This is a genomic window from Opitutus sp. sgz309028, assembly GCF_059821195.1.
In genome coordinates, this window is the sequence record NZ_JCAMRR010000002.1 from 379,901 (window position 1) to 396,700 (window position 16,800).

Sequence of the window (16,800 nt, forward strand, 5' to 3'; positions counted from 1 at the left end):
CGTTCTCCAACCCTGAAATTTTGATTCATGTTCGAAGATAATTCATCCGTCCGGAGCGTCGCGATCGTGGGCGCGGGTTTCAGCGGGTCCGCGGTGGCGATCCATCTCCTGCGTCGCGCCACGACGGCGCTGCGGATCGTGCTGATCGAGCGTCGTCCGCCGTTTGGCGGCGGCGTGGCCTACGGGACGAAGTCGCCGGACCATTTGCTGAACGTGCCCGCGGACCGCATGGGACTCTGGCCGGCGGAACCGGACCATTTTGTCCGGTGGTTGCGGGAGCACCGCGAGGTTGAAGGCGTGCCCGAGGAATTCGATCCCCGCGGCTTTTTGCTGCGACGGCTGTATGGCGCCTACCTGGCGGCGCAGCTGAACGAAGCGGAGGCGGATCGGGCGTCCGCGGTGGATTTCGCGCGAGTCGAAGGCGAGGTCATCGACATTGAAGAACGGACCGGCGGCGGTGGCGTCCTGCTGCTGCAGGACGGCCGGCGGATCGAGGCGGATCAGGTCGTGCTCGCGTTGGGTAATCTGCCCGGCCCATATCCGATTCCGCGTCCGCTGCCGGTGTATCGGAGCAATCGATACGTGCATGTGCCCTGGCGGGCGGATGCATTAGGCGGCATCGGTCCGGACGATCCGGTCCTGCTGGTCGGGCAGGGACTCACGGCGGCCGATCTGATCGTGGAGCTCGACCGTCGCGGGCATCGCGGGGTCATTCACGCGCTCTCAAGGCGAGGGATGCGCCCGCAGGTCCATCGGGAGGCGGGGCCGTATCCATCCTTCATCGAGCGGCCGGCGCTGCCGGTGACGGCGCGCGAACTGCTCGGACGCGTGCGGCGGGAAGTGCGGACGGCGGCGGCGCGGGGGATCGACTGGCGGGCGGTGGTCGACAGCGTGAGACCGCACGCGCAGGCGATCTGGCAGGGATTCTCCGAGGAGGAGCGCAGCCGGTTCCTGCGGTATGTGGCGCCGGTTTGGGAAGGCCACCGGCACCGGATCGCGCCGGAGCTCGCGGGGGTGTTGCAGCAGCTCGAAGCAGAAGGCCGGCTGCAGTATCATGCGGGGCGCCTGCAGACGCTGGAGGCGGAGCCGGATGCGGTCGGCGTCGTGTTTCGCCGGCGTGGAACGAACCAGCACGTCGCGCTGCGGGTCGCGAAAGTGATCAACTGCACCGGGCCGCGGACGGATTATTCGAAATACCAGCATCCGCTTTTCATCCACCTGCTCGCGCGCGGATTGATCGACCACGATCCGTTGGCGCTGGGCATCAACGCGCGTCCGACGGGCGAGGTGTTGCGCTATCGCGGACCCGAAGTCGGCTGGCTTTTCACGTTGGGAGCGCCGTTGAAAGGCGTGCGGTGGGAAACGACCGCGGTGCGTGAGATTCGCGAGCAGGCGGAAGCACTGGCCGGCCGGCTGCTCGCTGCCCTGCCGGCGGCCGCCGCGAGTGCGCCTACAACGGCCAGACCTTGGGAATGACCACCATCGCGACGATGAAACAGAGGATGTTCATCGGAATCCCGATGCGCAGAAAATCGCCGAAGCGGTAACCGCCGATGCCGTAGACGTAGGTGTTGGTCTGATACCCGATGGGCGTGGAGAACGCGGCCGAGGCGGCGAACATCACCGCAATGACAAAGGGACGTGCATCGACGCCCAGCTCGGTGGCCACGCCGATCGCGATCGGAGCCATGAGCGCGGCGACGGCGTTGTTGGAGAGGATTTCGGTGAACAGCGCGGTGATGAGATAGATGCAGGCGAGCATCACCATGGCCTTGTGCTGATAGGGGGCGATGTGGTGCACGAGCCCGACGATCTTTTGTGCGACGTAGGCGGCGGCGCCGGTATGCTCCATGGCGAGCCCCATCGCGAGCATGCCGAAGATGAGGAACAGGATGTTCCATTCGATCGCGTCGTAGGCGTCCTTCGGCTTGATGCAGCCGGTGAGGCAAAGGATGACGCTGCCGGCGAGCGCGCCGAACTCGATGGGCACCCAGTTGAACGAGGCCGTGATCACAATCCCCGCGGCGACGGCGAGGGCGATCGGGAGCCTCTTGTTGCGAGCGCGGGCGGGGAGCGGCGGCTGGTCGAAAAGGATGATGTCGTCGCCCGCGCGAAGCGTCTGGATCGCCGGATCGGTTCCCATCATGAGCAGCACGTCGCCGGCCTGGAGCGTGGTGGTCTCGAGCTTCTCGCGGAGGTTGCGGCCGTGTCGGTGGATGGCGAGAACGACCATCCGGAAGCGCTGGCGGAAGTTGATCTCCCGCAGGGTGGCGCCGACGATGTCCGACGTCGGGGTGACAACGCCCTCGACCAGCGAGCCCTCGTAAGCGGCGATTTGTTCGAGGCCGATGTGAAGTTCGGAAGTGAGGTCGACCCCGGCGATGCCGCGGGTGTGGACGATGCCCTTGGGGCGGCAGGCGAGAATCAGGCGATCGCCGGCCTGCAGGCGGAGCCGCGCGGGATCGAGCGAGATGCCGACCCCGTCGCGCACGAGCTCCAGGACACGAATGCCGCGGGCGGTGACGAGGCCGGCTTCCGCGAAGGATTTGCCGAGGACCTTGGAGTCGGGCTGCACGAACGCTTCGGTGATGTATTCCCGGCGTTCCTCGACGGAGAGGATCGACGTGAGCATTTGCCGGTCGGGCAGCAGGCGCCGCCCCATCAACGCGAGATAGATCGCGCCGATGAGCGCGGTGGGCACGCCGAGCCAGGCGAGTTCGAACATCGACATCGGCGGCTGGCCCCGGGCGGTCGAGATGCTGTTGACGATCAGGTTGGTGCTGGTGCCGATGAGGGTGCAGGTGCCTCCCAGGACCGCGGCGTAGGAGAGCGGGATGAGGAGCTTCGAAGGCGAGAGCTTCATCCGGCGGGCAAGATTGAGCACCACCGGAAGGAAAACCACGACGACGGGGGTGTTGTTCACAAAAGCCGAGATCGTCGCGACGAGAGCCACGAGGAGAAGGACGACGACCACGTAGGACCAGCCAGCCGCATATTCGATCAGGTGGACGAACCGGTCGATCGCGCCGCATTTCACGAGGGCGGCGCTCAGCACGAACATGGCGGCGATGGTGATCGGCGCGTGATTGGAGAAAACGGAGAAGGCCTTGTCGCTCGGGAGCAGGCCCGTCGCGATGAGCACGACGAACAACGCGAGCGCGATCACGTCGGGCGTGAATTTTTCCCGGACGAAATTTACGAGCGCCAGGCCCAGCAGGATAAAGACGGAGGCGATCTGCCAAGTCATCCGTCTTAGCAAAGTGCGCTGGACGGATTCGCCGAGAGGAAAATCCCGCGAGCGCGTCTTATCTGACGGTTTGCCAGCGACGGTTTATGCCACAATTTGGGACGGCATTCGCGCGTCGATTGCGCTGAATTTCTTCTCAACAACCCAAACCACGATCATGGCCAAAATCCATAACGACATCACCGAAACGATCGGCAACACCCCCCTCGTGCGCCTCAACCGCACGGCGGCGGCGCACGGCGCGCAGGCGGAGATCCTGCTCAAGCTCGAGTTCTTCAATCCGCTCTCCAGCGTCAAGGACCGCATCGGCTTCTCCATGATCGACGACGGAGTGAAGTCGGGGAAGATCACGAAGGACACCGTCCTCATCGAGCCGACGTCCGGGAATACCGGCATCGCGCTGGCGTTCGTTGCCGCGGCCAAGGGATTGAAGCTGATCCTCACGATGCCGGAGACGATGAGTGTCGAGCGCAAGAAGCTGCTCAAGATCCTGGGTGCGCGGCTGGTGTTGACGGAAGGCGCCAAGGGCATGAAGGGCGCGATCGCGAAGGCCGAGGAGCTCGCCGCCAAAATCCCGAACAGCGTCATCCTGCAGCAATTCGCGAATCCGGCGAATCCCGCGATTCACCGTCAGACGACGGCGGAGGAAATCTGGCGCGATACGGACGGTAAGGTGGACATCATCGTCTCGGGCATCGGCACCGGTGGGACGATCACCGGCGTCGGCGAAGTGCTGAAGCCCCGCAAGCCGTCGCTCAAGATCGTCGCGGTCGAGCCGGACGCGTCTCCGGTGTTGTCCGGCGGCACGCCGGGCCCGCACAAATTGCAGGGCCTTGGCGCCGGTTTCGTGCCGGCCGTGCTGAACACGAATGTCTACGACGAGGTGATCCGTGTGAAGGAAGTCGACTCGGGTCCCATCTCCAAGCAGGTCACGCAGCAGGACGGCATTCCGGTCGGCATCTCCTCGGGTGCGGCGGTCTGGGCGGCGCTGCAGCTGGCCAAGCGGCCTGAAAACAAGGGCAAGCAGATCGTCGTGATCATCCCGTCCGGCACGGAGCGTTATCTTTCGACCTGGCTGTTTGCGGACGTCAACGCGGAGAGCGATTCGATCGACGATCTCCTCCCCGCGAGCGCCTGATCGCCGCGAAAGTTCGTCTTGCTCGCGCCGGCTTCCCGCCGGCGCTTTTTTTTTACGCCCGGAACGGCTTCGGCTGCTGGCCGGCCTGATACCAGCGGTAGAAACTCACGGCCACGGCGCCAAGGGCGACGAACATGCCGACCAGCTTCATGCTGACACCGGCGAGGAGTTGATCGTCCGCCGGCGAAAAGTCGGCGATGACGCGCGGCGCGAATTCATAGGTTGGATACAGAATGTCCTGCGAAAAGGTGATGTAGGCGAACAGCGGGGTCATGCCGACCAGCACCCCGAAAAAATAAAGCATCTGCACGCCATATCCGATCGGGGGCAGGACGCGCGACGGACTGAGCATCGGCCACCAGTAGAAGAGGGAGGCGGTGAAGAACATCACGTGCTCCAAGACGTGGACGAGTTTGTCGCGCAGCGCCCAATCGTAGAAATAAGGCATGTGCCACACCGAGGTGACGACGGTGTAGATAAGCCCGCAGGAGATGGGGTGGGTGAGCACGCGGAAAATCAATCTCCGCCCGGGGGGCGCCAGCACCGGATCGATCATCCAGCTCGGGAGCCCGAGCAGAAAGAGAATCGCGGCCGGATACATGAGCAACTGGTGTTGCAGCATGTGCGCGCTGAAGAGGAAGCGTTCTCCGATCTGGTCGAGCGGCGAGCCCACCGCCAAATAGAAGATCACGAGCGCGGAGTAGAACTTCCACGCGTGCGCGCGCGGGAACGGCGTGCCTGGCGCCAGCCGCGGCCGCAGCGGACCCGCCAGGATGGCCCAGAGCCAGCCGAGGAGCACGAGCCCGCCCACCAGATAGGGTTCGTTATGCCAGTGGGACCATTCGATCATACGCGAAGTTTTTAGCGCGGGATTTGGCGGAGCAACGAACTTCGGTTCCGCGTGGCGCGAAGTAGCGCCGTTTCATGTGCCGCCAGGACGGATGATATGGCGGGAAGCAAAAAAAACGGCGGCCGAAAAGGCCGCCGCGACAAGTGAAACGTGAATCGCCCCCGTCAGGCGGTGCGTGCCGCGTCGGACGCGACGACGAGCGACGACAGCTCAACCGAGGTGAGCGGTTTGCTGTTGTCGACTTTGAAGAGGTGGAGCAGCGCCCACATCGTTCCGCTGGCGAGCACCAGACCGATGAAAAAAAGGATTGTGCAGAAGGCTTTGTCCCACCGCAGGTGCATGAAGTAGAAAATAACGAACAGGAACTTCACGACCGAAAGGACGACGAGGGCGGAGACGAGCAGCCATTTCGCGAACGGCAGGCCGATCGCGACGATCTCGACGCCGGTGATGACGGCGAGGAGCATCGCGATCTGGACGTAAGCCCAGAACTTGCTCTCGCCGGCGTGTTCGCGCGGTTCGGTGGCAAGGGCGACATGGGGATTGGGAGCGCTCATGGAGTGAGGGGAGAGTGACAGTGAAGTGAGAGTGACAGTGAACGCGCGAGGGTGGCGGGAAGAAAAAGCGGAGCGTCGAGATTACCGAGCGGGTGCCGCTACTTTCCCTTCAACCTTCGCCATGTCCTTTAGAGGTATTCGAGCAGGTAGACGGCCGTGAAGATCACGATCCAGACGATATCGACGAAGTGCCAGTAAAGACCCATGGTCTCGACATCGATGGCCTCCTTGCGACCGACGCGGCCGCTGAAGGAGTAAAAGTACATCGACATCAGCCAGACCACGCCGATCAACACGTGCAATCCGTGGGTGCCGGTGAGGGTGAAGAACGTCGTGCCGAGGATGCTGTTGGTGATCGTCATCTTCTTTTCGACGACGAAGTGCCAGAATTCGTAAACCTGGCAGCCGAGGAAGATGGCGCCGAAGAAGGCCGTCGTGAGCAGCGAGAAACGCATGCTCCGGAGATTGCCCTTCTGAATCGCGTTCACGGCCAGCGCCATCATCAGCGACGACATCAGCAGGATGAACGTCGAGAACGAGGTGAGCGCGATGTCAAAGATTTCGGTCGGGTTGGGATTTCCCGCCGGCGGATACAGGCGGTAGACGAGGTGCGTGGAGATCAGGGTCCCGAAGAACATGCAGTCCGACGCCAGAAACGCCCACATCAGGAGCTTCTTGTTCGGAATGCCGGTGGACGTCGTGACGTCCTGGTGATGGTCAATGGGGCCGGAAACGGCGGGACTGCTCATGGGCGGAAATCGATTGCGAAGGTCGGGATTGCGATGACGGAGACCGGATGCGCGCTCAGTGCTTCGCGTGCGGGTCCTCGACGATCTTGCCATCCTTGTCGAGGTGGAGGTGGTAGCCGTCGGCGCCTTCGAGCGACCAGAGGAAAATACCGACCAGCATGATGACGCCGCCCGTGATCGCGAACGCGAGCTTGTGCTGGCCGGCGTTGGAATCGAGAGCCGACGAGGCGAGCGCGCCGATCAGCATGCCGACGCTGGCGATGAACGGATAAATCGACTGATGCGGCATGTGAATGCCGCCGTGCTCGCGCTCGGCCTTGGCGTGTTCGGCGTTTTCCTTCGCGATCTCCTCCTTGTGATGCTTCTCGTACCAGAAGGCATCGCGGGCGTGGACGGTAGGCGTGACGGCGAAGTTGTAAGCCGGCGGCGGACTCGAAATCGACCACTCGAGCGTGCGACCGTCCCAAGGATCGCGGCCGACTTTCTCACCCTTGAAGTAGGTGTAGATCATCACCGCGAAGTAGATCGCGATGCCGATGCCGAGGGTGAAGGCGCCGATGGAGGCGATGAAGTTGGGGGTGTTCCAGCCCATGTTGCCGTCGTAGGTGAACGTGCGGCGCGGCATGCCGTTCAGACCGAGGAAGTGCATCGGGAAGAACGTCACGTTGAAGCCGATGAAGATGACCCAGAACGAGAGCTTGCCCCAGAACTCGCTGACCTTGCGGCCGAACATCAGCGGGAACCAGTAATGGATGCCGGCGAGCAGCGCGAAGAGCGAGCCGCCGATCAGCACATAGTGGAAGTGGGCGATGACGAAATAGCTGTCCTGCTGCTGCGAGTCGGCCGGCGCCGCGGCGTGCATGACGCCCGAGAAACCGCCGATCATGAACATCCACACGAAACCGAGCGCGAACATCATCGGAGTGCGCATCCGCAGGTGACCGCCCCAGAGCGTGCCGATCCAGTTGAAAATCTTGACGCCGGTCGGCACCGCGATGGCCATGGTCGCGAGCGCGAAGGCCGCGGTGGCAACGGTGCCCATGCCAGTGGTGAACATGTGATGGCTCCAGACGGCGAAACCGAGGAAGCCGATGCAGGCGCCGGAGAAGACGACGATCGGATAACCGAAGAGCGGCTTGCGCGAGAACGTCGGCAGGATTTCCGAAACGATACCCATCGCCGGCAGAATCAGGATGTAGACCTCAGGATGGCCGAAGACCCAGAAAAGATGCTGCCAGAGGATCGGCATGCCGCCGTTGGAAACTTCGAAGAAGTTCGTGCCGAACTGGCGGTCCATCATCAACTCGACCAGCGCGATGGTGATGGCGGGGAAGGAGAGGATGATCAGGAAGGACGTGATGAGCGTCATCCACGTGAACACCGGCAGGCGCATCATCGTCATGCCGGGAGCGCGCATGTTGATGATGGTGACGATGAAGTTCAGCGCGGCGGCGATCGAGGCGACACCGAGCAGCTGCAGGCCCATGACCCAGAAATCGATCGAGTGCCGCGGGATGAACTGCTTGCTCGTAAGCGGAGCGTAGCCGAACCAACCGCCATCGGGCGCGCCGCCCGGGTGGAACCAGCCGATGTTGATCACGATCGCGCCGGCGACGAAGGTCCAGAGAGAGAATGCATTCAGCCGCGGGAAGGCGACGTCGCGCGCGCCGATCTGCAGCGGCATGATGAAATTGAAGAACGCCGAGCTCAGCGGCATGACGGCGAGAAAGATCATCGTCGTGCCGTGCATCGTGAACATCGTGTTGTACTGCTGCGCGGTCAGCACGTTGTTGTTCGGGAACATCAGCTGCGCCCGGATCAACAGCGCCTCGACGCCGCCCACCAGGAAGAAGAAGAGCGCGAAGACGCCGTAGAGGAATCCGATGCGTTTGTGATCGACCGTGGTCAGCCAGCTGATCAGGCCGGTCGTGGCGGTGGGTCGCCAAAGCACGAGCGGCTTGGCGGGAGCTTTGGGCTCCTGGGCGATCAAATGAGTCTTAACCGTGGCGTCCATGGCGGGAAAGGGTTCGGCGGTGCGGGAAATTTTACTTCAGGCTCTCGAGGTAGGCGACGAGCGCGCCGATGTCGTCCTCGGTGAGGTGGATGTTGTTTTTCTGATAACCTTCGGTCCACATCTTGTTGCCCGGCTTCACCTCGTTTGGATGCCGCAGCCAGCGGGCGAGCTGCTCGGAATTGTTCTCCAGCAGGCCGGCGCCGACAGTGGTGCGGGAACCGAAATGAGTCAGGTCGGGGTAGGCAGCGCTGCCGCCGACGAAGTGACCGCGGACGACGTGGCAGGAGAAGCAGGTCTTCGCTTGGAAGAGCTCCCGTCCTTTGGCCACCAATGCCGGATTTTCGTTTTTCTCGGGGAACTGCTTCTGTTTCCAGTTTTCGAGCGGGTTCAGGTCGAAATTGGGATCATAGCCGGCTTCGTTGCGCTTCCAGTCGGTGCGATAGGAGGCGAACTGGGCCTTGGTTTGTTCGGCCCCAGCCACGGCCTGCACGGCGCGGGCGGCGGAGGTCTGCTGTTCCAGCCATTCGTTGAACTCGCGCGGTGCAAGCGCGATCACGCGGAAGCGCATCACCGCGTGCGAATCGCCGCAATATTCCGCGCACTGACCCCAGAAATAACCGGGCTCATCCGCTTTCAGCCACAGGTGGTTCGCGCGGTTCGGGATCATGTCCACCTTGCCGGCGAGACGCGGGACCCAGAAGCTGTGGATCACGTCCATGCCGCGGAGATCGATCCGCACCGGACGGCCGGCGGGAATGACGAGCTCGTTGCTCGTGGTCAGCTGGCCGACGTTTTCGATCTGTTCGTTGTTATATTCGAAGCGAAACCACCACTGGTATCCCTGGGCGGTGACGTGGTAGGCGTTTTCTTTTTCCGCTTCCGGAACGTCATAGGTGAACCAGATGCCGCGCAGGGTGGGGACCGCGATGATCACCAGCGCCAGGACCGAGGCGCCGATGAGACCGAGCTCCACGAGCGGGTTGCCGTGGCTCTGCTCCGGCGGTTCGGCGTGTTCGTCGGCGTCGCTGCGGGCGCGAAACTTAAATGTCGCATACGTGAGCACCGCCGCGACGAGGACAAAAATCGTCAGGGTCACCCAGACGGTGGTGTAGAACACCTGCAGCTGGGAGTGGGCGACCGGCCCGGCGACGTCGATGGTCGATTGGGGGCCATCCATCCGCCAGAAATTGAAGTCGCAGCCGCTGAGCAGGCTCAGCGCGCTCACCACGAGAGCGAAACGACCGGCAAGGCCGAAGCTGGCTCGGCGCGCCGAGCGGGGAGGGAGGGAAAACAAACGCATGTGTGCAGTCGGAAAGGGACGGAACTGTCGCGACAATACCGCCCGAAACACTCCGGGATGGGCAGGGCATTTCAAGCCATATTCCGCATTTTTTGTCCTCGTTGGGCAAACGCTGCGCATATTTTGTCCGGCTAACACCGGATATTAGCGAGACGCACATCTGATTCTGGGGCTTCGGGTTTGCATTTCTCCAAGGCGTGCCCGACTTTGCGCGCGGTTATGAAAATCCGTTCCCTCTTCGTCACTATCTTTGCGGCACTTGCGGCTTTTGGCTGCGGTAAAAGCGACACTTCGTCCGGAGCCTCGGCTTCGGCTTCGGCTCCGGCGGCCCAAACGGCCGGCCCGCGCACGATCGAAATCACGGCCGGCGACAACATGAAGTTCAGCGTGACCTCGATCGAGGCCAAGGCGGGCGAGGAGCTGAAGATCGTCCTCGTCAACGTCGGCTCCCAGCCGAAGGAAGTCATGGGGCACAACTGGGTGCTTTTGAAGAAGGGGTCCGATACCGCGGCCTTCTCGACCGCGGCCGCGACGGCCAAGGCCAGCGACTACATCCCGGCGGCGCTGCAGGGTGAGATCATCGCCCACACCGCTCTGATCGGCCCCCGCAAGTCCGACGAAATCACCTTCAAGGCCCCGACGGAGCCGGGCGATTATCCGTTCCTTTGTTCCTTCCCGGCCCACTACCAAGTCGGCATGAAGGGCGTGCTCACCGTCAAGTAAACGGCTGAGACCTGACGTTTGCGTTATCGGCCGGGCCTTCGCGCCCGGCCTTTTTATTGCCTCAATGGCCGCCGGCGGGCCACCAGCGATAGAGGAACAGGTAAACCAGCACGCCGGTCACGCTCACATAAAGCCAGATGGGATACGTCCACTTCGCCCACGCGCGGTGTCGCTCGAATTGACCGCTGAGCGCGAGCAGGAAGGTTTTCGGCACGAGAAACGCGATCGCGATCGCGAGCACGATGTGTGTGAGGAGCATCACGTAATAAACCGTGCGGATCGCTCCCTCCCCGCCAAACGGCGTGTGCACGCCGCGGACGAGAACCTTGTGCGTGACATAGCCGACGAGAAACACCGCCGACACAAAACCCGCCGCGAGCATCAGCCGCCGATGGGTTTGGATCCGGTGCGAACGCACGGCGGTGTCGTGCGCACGTTGGGCCGCCTTGATCTGGACGAAACCCAGGACGATCAACACCGTGGCCAGCCCGTTCAGCAGCGCGTTCAGCGCCGGGATATCTTGAATGCTCATGGCACAAAAATCAGCCGATCCGCGACGAGCGCGCAAAGCACCAAGGGCAGGTAGGCGATCGAGCAGAGGAAAAGCTTCCGCGCCGCGTGGTCGCGTCCGTCCGGCCGCAGAAACACGATCGCCCGCCACAGGAACCAGGCGCCGCACAGCGCTGCCACCGCCGTGTAAACCCACGTGGTCAGGCCGAGGATTTGCGGCAGCACGCTCAGCGCCACCAGCAGGATCGTGTTGATCAGCGACCAGACCGCGACCTTGCCGCCGCTTTCGTCGCGCACGGGTAGCATGGGGAAATCCACCGCCGAGTAATCGCGGCGATACGTCCACGCGATGGCCATGAAGTGAGGGATCTGCCAGAACGCCAGAATCCCAAAGAGGATCCAGCCGAGCGCGGTGACTTTGCCTTCGCCGGCCGACCACCCGATGAGCGGAGGAAACGCGCCCGCGATCGCTCCGATCTCGGTGCTCCAGCGCGAAAACCGTTTCGCCGGCGTATACCAGCCAAGGTAGGAGAATATGGTCAGCAGCGTGAACAGCGCCGCGAAACGGTCGACCTTCGCAAACAGCAGAAAAAGCGACGCGATGCACATCAGCACCCCGAGCACAAACGCCGAGCCGGTCGGCACCTTGCCGGCCGGAATCGGACGCGTCGCGGTGCGCTTCATCCGCGCATCCGTGTCGTGCTCCATCCATTGGTTCAACGCCGCCACGCCAGCCGCCGCGAGCGACGTGCCGAGCACGAGCAGAAAAAGTTTCACGCCGTCGATCGGTGGCTTCGCGGCGAGATAGCCGACGAGCGCGGTGAGCACCGACAGCAGGCTCAGCCTCGGCTTGGTGAGCTCGACGTAATCGGAAAAACGGGCGCGCGGCGCGGACTCGTCGGTCATGCGGCGGATTTTCCTGCGATCAAATCACGATGCGCCAGCCACGTCAGCCAAAACGTCGTCGCCAGCGTCAACGCTCCCACCACCACGTGCGCGGTCGTCACGCCCGGCGAACGCGTGGTCCAGATGATCTGGGCGCCGAGCAGGATTTGCACGGCGATCAGGCTCACGATCGTCGACGCCCCGAGCCGCATGCCGATGGAGGCCGCGCGGTCGGTCCGGATCTTCACCGCAAACCAGACCAGCGCGGCGGTGAGAATCACGGCCATGACGCGGTGCGCAAAGTGGATCCCGACGCGGAAATTCCAAACCTCCGGCAACCAACCGCCGTCCGGCGTCGAATGCGGAAACGTGGGGATTGCCAGCCCGGCAAAGCTATGCCGCATCACTGCGGCGATCGCGAGTTGCAGGAACAGCAGCGCGCAACAAATCGTGCCCGCCCGGCGCACCTCGCAGCGCACCGGCACGCTGCGCGTCAGCCAGCCGCGCGAGCAGGAAATCGCCACCGCAAAAAGCGTGCACACGAACAGCTGGGCGAGACACGCGTGCAGCATCGCGAAAAGCCGGCCGACGCTCGTGTCGACCATCTCCACATGCAAGTGATCGAGCAGAACCCGCAGCCCGCCGACGAGCGCCTGCACCAGGACCAGCGCGACGGCGAACCACGCGAGCTTGCGCAGCCACGCGCGCGACTCGGTGCGATGCAGCCACACTGCGAGACCGATCGTCACCGCGCTCATCACCGCCGCGCTCAAGCGATGCGAGTGTTCCGCGAACATCGCGAGGTCCTGCAGCCAGCCTTCGGGATTGAGCGAACCGTTCGATAGCGGCCAATCGGGAAACACCATGCCGGCGCCGATGCTCGTGGTGAACGCGCCGAGCAACACCAGCAGAAACACCCAGATGCTGCCGAACGCGGCGAACCAGGCGAGCGCGGGCTTGTAGGCCGGCGTGCGTTGAAGTGAGTTGGCGGGGGCCATGAGAAGGGGAGCCTGCCAGCAGAAGAGGGCTTATCTTCGTCCGCAAACCCTTTGACAATTTTTTCCGCGCACGAATCCGTTCCCTCATGGCAGCTAATAGTCGAACGCATTTCCCGCGGCCTCCCGGTGCAGGCTGGCCGCTCTTCCTTTTGTTGGCCGCGTTGGCGCTGGCCGGCTGCTCGCGCTCCGATTCCAGCACGTCCGCCGCGACGAGCGGCGAGAAACGCCATCCGCTGCAGGGCGAGGTCGTGTCCGTCGATCCCGAGCGCAACGTGCTCGTCGTGAAACACGAGCCCATCCCCGACGTCATGCCGGCGATGACGATGGAGTTCGCTGTGACGCACGGCGACGCGACGACGTTGAAGACGGGCCAGCGCATCCGCGCGCAGCTCGTGCAGCCCGCGGAGGCGGACGGCGAATGGCGCCTCGAACAGATCTGGCCCGACGACGACGCGAGCCGCAACGCCGTCGCCGCGCAGGCCAACTCCCTGCGGCAGGAGACCCTCGCGCGCGGCAAGTCCGCGTATCGGGAAGTTGGTGACAAGATGCCGGATTTCGCACTCTACGATCAGAACGGCACGGTGGTGAACAGCGGCCGCTTCCGCGGCAAGAAGGTGATGCTCAACTTCATCTTCACCCGCTGCCCGGTCGCGACGATGTGTCCGGCGGCAACGGCGAAGATGACCATGACGCAAAAGCTCGCCCGCGAAGCCGGCGTGGAAAACATCGAGTTCGTTTCCATCACGCTCGATCCCGCCTACGACACGCCCGGAGTGTTGAAGGACTACGCGCAGACCCGCGGCATCGACACGACGAATTTCAGCTTCTTGACCGGGCCGGAGAATGCGATCAAGGACCTCCTCGCCAACTTCGGGGTTCTCGCCGAGTTCGACGGCGATTTGCTCAAGCACACCCTCGCCACCGTGCTGATCGACGAATCCGGCCGCATCGTCCATCGCGCCGATGGCAGCGTCTGGGAGCCGAAGGACTTCGTGGCGAAAATGAAACGATGAGCACACACGCCTCCTCCCCCGCGCTTTCCGCCCGCCAGTGGCGCCAGATCGGCATGATCACGCTCGCCGCCGTCGGCACGTATGCGTTCATGCGCTGGCTGCCGACCGGGACGAATCTCAGTCACATGGATTTCCGCGTCGACGCGCAGAATTCCATCGAGTTCTGCGATCCGCTGAATCCGCAGTTCATCCCCGTGGTCGCGGTGGCCTCGCCGATCGCGATGAGCATCGCGGCACCTCCGGCGGTGGCTGGCCGGCCCGTGCGGGCGACCGTCGTGCTGAAGACGGCGAGCGGAAAACCCATCGCGCCCGCCGACCTGCTCGTCGTGCATACGCGACGGCTGCACCTCATGATTGTCGATCCGGCGCTGAAGGATTACCAGCACCTGCATCCCGATCCGGTGGGCGATGGCGGCCGGTGGGAATTCGAGTTCACCCCGCTCGCCAGCGGCGTGTATCGGGTGTTTGCCGACTTCACGCCGGCCGCGACGAATCGCGGACTTTACGCGCATGCCGACCTGCGGGTGGCTGCGCCCGAGGGCGCGGCGCCGGAGGTTCTCGCCGCGCGCACCGCGGCGTCCGGACTCACCGATGATTACGATTTCAAGCTTACGCCGCGCACGCTGCCGCTGCGGGCGAAACAAACGATCGATCTGCGTTTCACCGTGGCGCGCAAAGGCGGCGGCGCGGTGCCGCTCGAGCCGGTGATGGACGCCTACGCGCATCTCGTGGCCTTCGACGAGTCCCGGAGCGGTTTCGCCCATCTGCATCCCGCCGAGGCGGACCTCTCGCAAAAGCCCGACGCCACGCATCCCGAGCTGAACTTCAAGATCACCATCCCGCGCGCCGGACGCTACGTGATCTGGTCGCAGGTGAATCTCGGCGGACACGAGGCGTTCGTGCCCTTCCGGTTCGACGTCGTGGATTGACGGATACGAGACGCGCGAGGCCGGCACCGCCGCGTCAGAACTTCAGGTGCTTCACGGTCAGCCGGCGCTCGATGAGCTGCTTCAACGAATCGATGCCGATGCGGATGTGGTCGTCGACGTAGTTGCGGTCCACGACGACGTCGCTCTCGGCGGTTTTCACGCCCTCGGGCGTCATCGGCTGGTCGGAAACGAGGAGCAGCGCGCCGGTCGGGATCTGGTTGTAGAAACCCGTCGAGAAGATCGTGGCGGTTTCCATGTCGACCGCCATCACATGCACCGCTTTCAGGTAGCGCTTGAACTTCTCGTCATGTTCCCAGACGCGTCGGTTCGTGGTGTAGACGACGCCGGTCCAGTAGTCGTGGCCGTGCTCGCGGATCGTGGTCGAGATCGCCTTTTGCAGCGCGAACGCGGGCAGGGCGGGCACTTCGGGCGGAAAGTAGTCGTTGCTCGTGCCCTCGCCGCGGATCGCCGCGATCGGCAGGATGAAACCGCCGACCTCGGCGCGGTGTTTCACGCCGCCGCATTTGCCGAGAAACAGCACGGCTTTCGGAGAAATGGCACTGAGCAGGTCCATGACCGTCGCGGCGGTCGCGCTGCCCATGCCGAAATTGATGATCGTAATCTCGCCGGCGGTCGCGCTCGACATCGGTTTGTCGAGACCGCGAATCGGCACGCGGTGCCAATCGGCGAACAGCGCGACGTAGCGGTGAAAATTCGTGAGGAGGATGTAGTCGCCGAACTCCTTCAGCGGCACGCCGGTGTAGCGCGGCAGCCAGTTCTCCACGATTTCTTGGCGCGATTTCATGCGCGCCAGCCTGCGATCGCGGATTCGCGTTTGCAGCCGAAAAAGCGCCCGGCGCCGGCGTCGCGCCGGCGGAAGCGCACCCGCGAACATCGCTTGCGGCGTGAACGCGGACGGCTCGGAGAGCCGTCCCTACCTACGCGCTCGCGAGAGCGTTCTGGGTGTTGAGGTGATCGATGCCGGTGTATTTCACCGACTGCTCGTCGGCATGATAGCTGGAGCGCACGAGCGCTCCGCTCTCGATTACGCCGATGCCGAGCGAAAGTCCGAACTCCTTCCAATGCTGAAACTCCTCGGGCGTCGCCCAACGCGCGACGGGCAGGTGTTGCGGCGTCGGCTGCAGATACTGGCCGATGGTCACGATGTCGGTCTTGTCGGAGGCGATGTCGCGGAGGGTCTGCTCGATCTCCTCACGCGTCTCGCCGAGCCCGAGCATGATGCCGGTTTTGGTCGTGAAACCGCGGCTCTTGGCGTGACGCAGCACCGAGCGCGAGCGCTCGTAGCGCGCCTGCACGCGCACGGGTTTCTGCAGTCGCTCCACCGTTTCGATGTTGTGGTTGAAGATGTCCGGCTTCGCGTCGAGCACGACGTCGACATGCGCGGTGTTGCCCTTGAAGTCGGGCGTGAGCACTTCGATCGCGGTGCGCGGGTTGCGATGGCGCACGGCGCGGATCGTGGCCGCCCAGGCACTCGCGCCGCCGTCGGCCAGTTCGTCGCGGGCCACGCTGGTGATGACGCAATGGCGAAGATTCATCTTGGCGACCGCGTCGGCGACGCGCGCGGGCTCACCCCAATCGACCGCCGTCGGACGGCCGGTGGCGATCGCGCAGAAGTTGCACGACCGGGTGCAGATGTTGCCCAGGATCATCACGGTCGCCGTGCCGCGGGACCAGCACTCGCCCAGATTCGGACACTGCGCGCTCTGGCAGACGGTGTGCAGCTTGTTCTCGTCGACCAGACGGCGCGTGGCGGCGTAGCCGGGACCGCTCGGCAGTTTCGCTCTCAACCAGGAAGGCTTGCGCGTGGTGTCCATGAGGGGATCCATGGCCGCAAAAAGGCACAAAAAGCGCAAAAGAAAACTGCGC

The 16,800-nt window shown here is 63.7% G+C and carries 16 protein-coding genes; 5 read left to right on the forward strand and 11 right to left on the reverse strand.

The window, feature by feature from the left end; genetic code table 11:
* Positions 1–27 precede the first annotated feature (27 nt).
* Positions 28–1,476: an FAD/NAD(P)-binding protein gene (locus tag AC6RV7_RS07430; RefSeq protein ID WP_500093283.1), complete on the forward strand. Its 1,449-nt coding sequence runs from the start codon at positions 28–30 to the stop codon at positions 1,474–1,476.
* On the opposite strand, the gene AC6RV7_RS07435 is transcribed toward AC6RV7_RS07430, so the two are convergent.
* Positions 1,451–3,247 carry an SLC13 family permease gene (locus AC6RV7_RS07435; protein WP_500093284.1) on the reverse strand — a complete coding sequence of 599 codons (1,797 nt, stop codon included), beginning with the start codon at positions 3,245–3,247 and terminating at the stop codon, positions 1,451–1,453. The genes AC6RV7_RS07430 and AC6RV7_RS07435 overlap by 26 nt on opposite strands.
* Positions 3,248–3,404: 157 nt before the next feature.
* On the opposite strand from AC6RV7_RS07435, the gene cysK reads away from it, so the two are divergent.
* Positions 3,405–4,385 (forward strand): cysteine synthase A, encoded by a 981-nt coding sequence (cysK, locus tag AC6RV7_RS07440; RefSeq protein WP_500093285.1) that lies wholly within the window; start codon positions 3,405–3,407, stop codon positions 4,383–4,385.
* Between the two features lie 52 nt (positions 4,386–4,437).
* On the opposite strand, the gene AC6RV7_RS07445 is transcribed toward cysK, so the two are convergent.
* The 5 genes from AC6RV7_RS07445 to coxB form a co-directional block, all read right to left on the reverse strand.
* Positions 4,438–5,235 carry a cytochrome c oxidase assembly protein gene (locus AC6RV7_RS07445; RefSeq protein ID WP_500093286.1) on the reverse strand — a complete coding sequence of 266 codons (798 nt, stop codon included), beginning with the start codon at positions 5,233–5,235 and terminating at the stop codon, positions 4,438–4,440.
* A gap of 164 nt (positions 5,236–5,399) precedes the next feature.
* Positions 5,400–5,792 carry a cytochrome C oxidase subunit IV family protein gene (locus AC6RV7_RS07450; RefSeq protein WP_500093287.1) on the reverse strand — a complete coding sequence of 131 codons (393 nt, stop codon included), beginning with the start codon at positions 5,790–5,792 and terminating at the stop codon, positions 5,400–5,402.
* A 128-nt stretch (positions 5,793–5,920) separates the two neighbouring features.
* Complete coding sequence (locus tag AC6RV7_RS07455) at positions 5,921–6,541, reverse strand: cytochrome c oxidase subunit 3 (RefSeq protein WP_500093288.1); 621 nt, start codon at positions 6,539–6,541, stop codon at positions 5,921–5,923.
* Positions 6,542–6,596: 55 nt separating this feature from the next.
* Positions 6,597–8,555 (reverse strand): cytochrome c oxidase subunit I, encoded by a 1,959-nt coding sequence (gene ctaD, locus AC6RV7_RS07460; RefSeq protein WP_500093289.1) that lies wholly within the window; start codon positions 8,553–8,555, stop codon positions 6,597–6,599.
* A 31-nt stretch (positions 8,556–8,586) separates the two neighbouring features.
* On the reverse strand, positions 8,587–9,855 hold the full coding sequence (coxB, locus tag AC6RV7_RS07465) for a cytochrome c oxidase subunit II (protein WP_500093290.1): 1,269 nt from the start codon (positions 9,853–9,855) through the stop codon (positions 8,587–8,589).
* A 219-nt stretch (positions 9,856–10,074) separates the two neighbouring features.
* Between coxB and AC6RV7_RS07470 the strand changes: the two genes are divergently transcribed.
* Entirely contained in the window at positions 10,075–10,578 is a 504-nt protein-coding gene (locus AC6RV7_RS07470; RefSeq protein ID WP_500093291.1) for a plastocyanin/azurin family copper-binding protein, read from the forward strand.
* A 61-nt stretch (positions 10,579–10,639) separates the two neighbouring features.
* On the opposite strand, the gene AC6RV7_RS07475 is transcribed toward AC6RV7_RS07470, so the two are convergent.
* From AC6RV7_RS07475 to AC6RV7_RS07485, 3 genes are read right to left on the reverse strand one after another with little or no spacing between them, the layout of a single operon-like run.
* Positions 10,640–11,110, reverse strand: a complete 471-nt coding sequence (locus AC6RV7_RS07475; protein WP_500093292.1) for a DUF420 domain-containing protein — start codon at positions 11,108–11,110, stop codon at positions 10,640–10,642.
* Positions 11,107–11,994, reverse strand: a complete 888-nt coding sequence (gene cyoE / locus AC6RV7_RS07480; protein ID WP_500093293.1) for a heme o synthase — start codon at positions 11,992–11,994, stop codon at positions 11,107–11,109. Before cyoE ends, AC6RV7_RS07475 begins: the two co-directional genes overlap by 4 nt.
* Entirely contained in the window at positions 11,991–12,971 is a 981-nt protein-coding gene (locus tag AC6RV7_RS07485; RefSeq protein WP_500093294.1) for a COX15/CtaA family protein, read from the reverse strand. Before AC6RV7_RS07485 ends, cyoE begins: the two co-directional genes overlap by 4 nt.
* Positions 12,972–13,057: 86 nt before the next feature.
* On the opposite strand from AC6RV7_RS07485, the gene AC6RV7_RS07490 reads away from it, so the two are divergent.
* Together AC6RV7_RS07490 and AC6RV7_RS07495 are read left to right on the forward strand one after the other, a co-directional pair.
* Positions 13,058–13,984, forward strand: coding sequence for an SCO family protein (locus AC6RV7_RS07490; protein WP_500093295.1), 927 nt, complete (start codon positions 13,058–13,060; stop codon positions 13,982–13,984).
* A complete protein-coding gene (locus tag AC6RV7_RS07495; RefSeq protein WP_500093296.1) occupies positions 13,981–14,913 on the forward strand; it encodes a DUF8832 domain-containing protein in 933 nt (310 codons plus the stop codon). Before AC6RV7_RS07490 ends, AC6RV7_RS07495 begins: the two co-directional genes overlap by 4 nt.
* Before the next feature lie 34 nt (positions 14,914–14,947).
* Here AC6RV7_RS07495 and AC6RV7_RS07500 read toward each other — a convergent pair whose 3' ends face one another.
* The gene (locus tag AC6RV7_RS07500) at positions 14,948–15,718 is read right to left on the reverse strand and encodes an AMP nucleosidase (protein WP_500093297.1); all 771 of its coding nucleotides are present in this window, start codon (positions 15,716–15,718) and stop codon (positions 14,948–14,950) included.
* Between the two features lie 133 nt (positions 15,719–15,851).
* The gene (gene lipA / locus AC6RV7_RS07505; protein WP_500093298.1) at positions 15,852–16,760 is read right to left on the reverse strand and encodes a lipoyl synthase; all 909 of its coding nucleotides are present in this window, start codon (positions 16,758–16,760) and stop codon (positions 15,852–15,854) included.
* Positions 16,761–16,800 lie beyond the last annotated feature (40 nt).

Excerpts from the sequence above, each read along its gene's own strand:
- AC6RV7_RS07485 (WP_500093294.1), bottom strand. The coding sequence starts at position 12,971 with ATGGCCCCCGCCAACTCACTTCAACGCACGCCGGCCTACAAGCCCGCG.
- AC6RV7_RS07495 (WP_500093296.1), top strand. The coding sequence starts at position 13,981 with ATGAGCACACACGCCTCCTCCCCCGCGCTTTCCGCCCGCCAGTGGCGC.
- AC6RV7_RS07455 (WP_500093288.1), bottom strand. The coding sequence starts at position 6,541 with ATGAGCAGTCCCGCCGTTTCCGGCCCCATTGACCATCACCAGGACGTC.
- ctaD (WP_500093289.1), bottom strand. The coding sequence starts at position 8,555 with ATGGACGCCACGGTTAAGACTCATTTGATCGCCCAGGAGCCCAAAGCT.
- cyoE (WP_500093293.1), bottom strand. The coding sequence starts at position 11,994 with ATGACCGACGAGTCCGCGCCGCGCGCCCGTTTTTCCGATTACGTCGAG.
- lipA (WP_500093298.1), bottom strand. The coding sequence starts at position 16,760 with ATGGATCCCCTCATGGACACCACGCGCAAGCCTTCCTGGTTGAGAGCG.
- AC6RV7_RS07430 (WP_500093283.1), top strand. The coding sequence starts at position 28 with ATGTTCGAAGATAATTCATCCGTCCGGAGCGTCGCGATCGTGGGCGCG.
- AC6RV7_RS07470 (WP_500093291.1), top strand. The coding sequence starts at position 10,075 with ATGAAAATCCGTTCCCTCTTCGTCACTATCTTTGCGGCACTTGCGGCT.
- AC6RV7_RS07445 (WP_500093286.1), bottom strand. The coding sequence starts at position 5,235 with ATGATCGAATGGTCCCACTGGCATAACGAACCCTATCTGGTGGGCGGG.
- AC6RV7_RS07500 (WP_500093297.1), bottom strand. The coding sequence starts at position 15,718 with ATGAAATCGCGCCAAGAAATCGTGGAGAACTGGCTGCCGCGCTACACC.
- cysK (WP_500093285.1), top strand. The coding sequence starts at position 3,405 with ATGGCCAAAATCCATAACGACATCACCGAAACGATCGGCAACACCCCC.
- AC6RV7_RS07435 (WP_500093284.1), bottom strand. The coding sequence starts at position 3,247 with ATGACTTGGCAGATCGCCTCCGTCTTTATCCTGCTGGGCCTGGCGCTC.
- AC6RV7_RS07490 (WP_500093295.1), top strand. The coding sequence starts at position 13,058 with ATGGCAGCTAATAGTCGAACGCATTTCCCGCGGCCTCCCGGTGCAGGC.
- AC6RV7_RS07450 (WP_500093287.1), bottom strand. The coding sequence starts at position 5,792 with ATGAGCGCTCCCAATCCCCATGTCGCCCTTGCCACCGAACCGCGCGAA.
- coxB (WP_500093290.1), bottom strand. The coding sequence starts at position 9,855 with ATGCGTTTGTTTTCCCTCCCTCCCCGCTCGGCGCGCCGAGCCAGCTTC.
- AC6RV7_RS07475 (WP_500093292.1), bottom strand. The coding sequence starts at position 11,110 with ATGAGCATTCAAGATATCCCGGCGCTGAACGCGCTGCTGAACGGGCTG.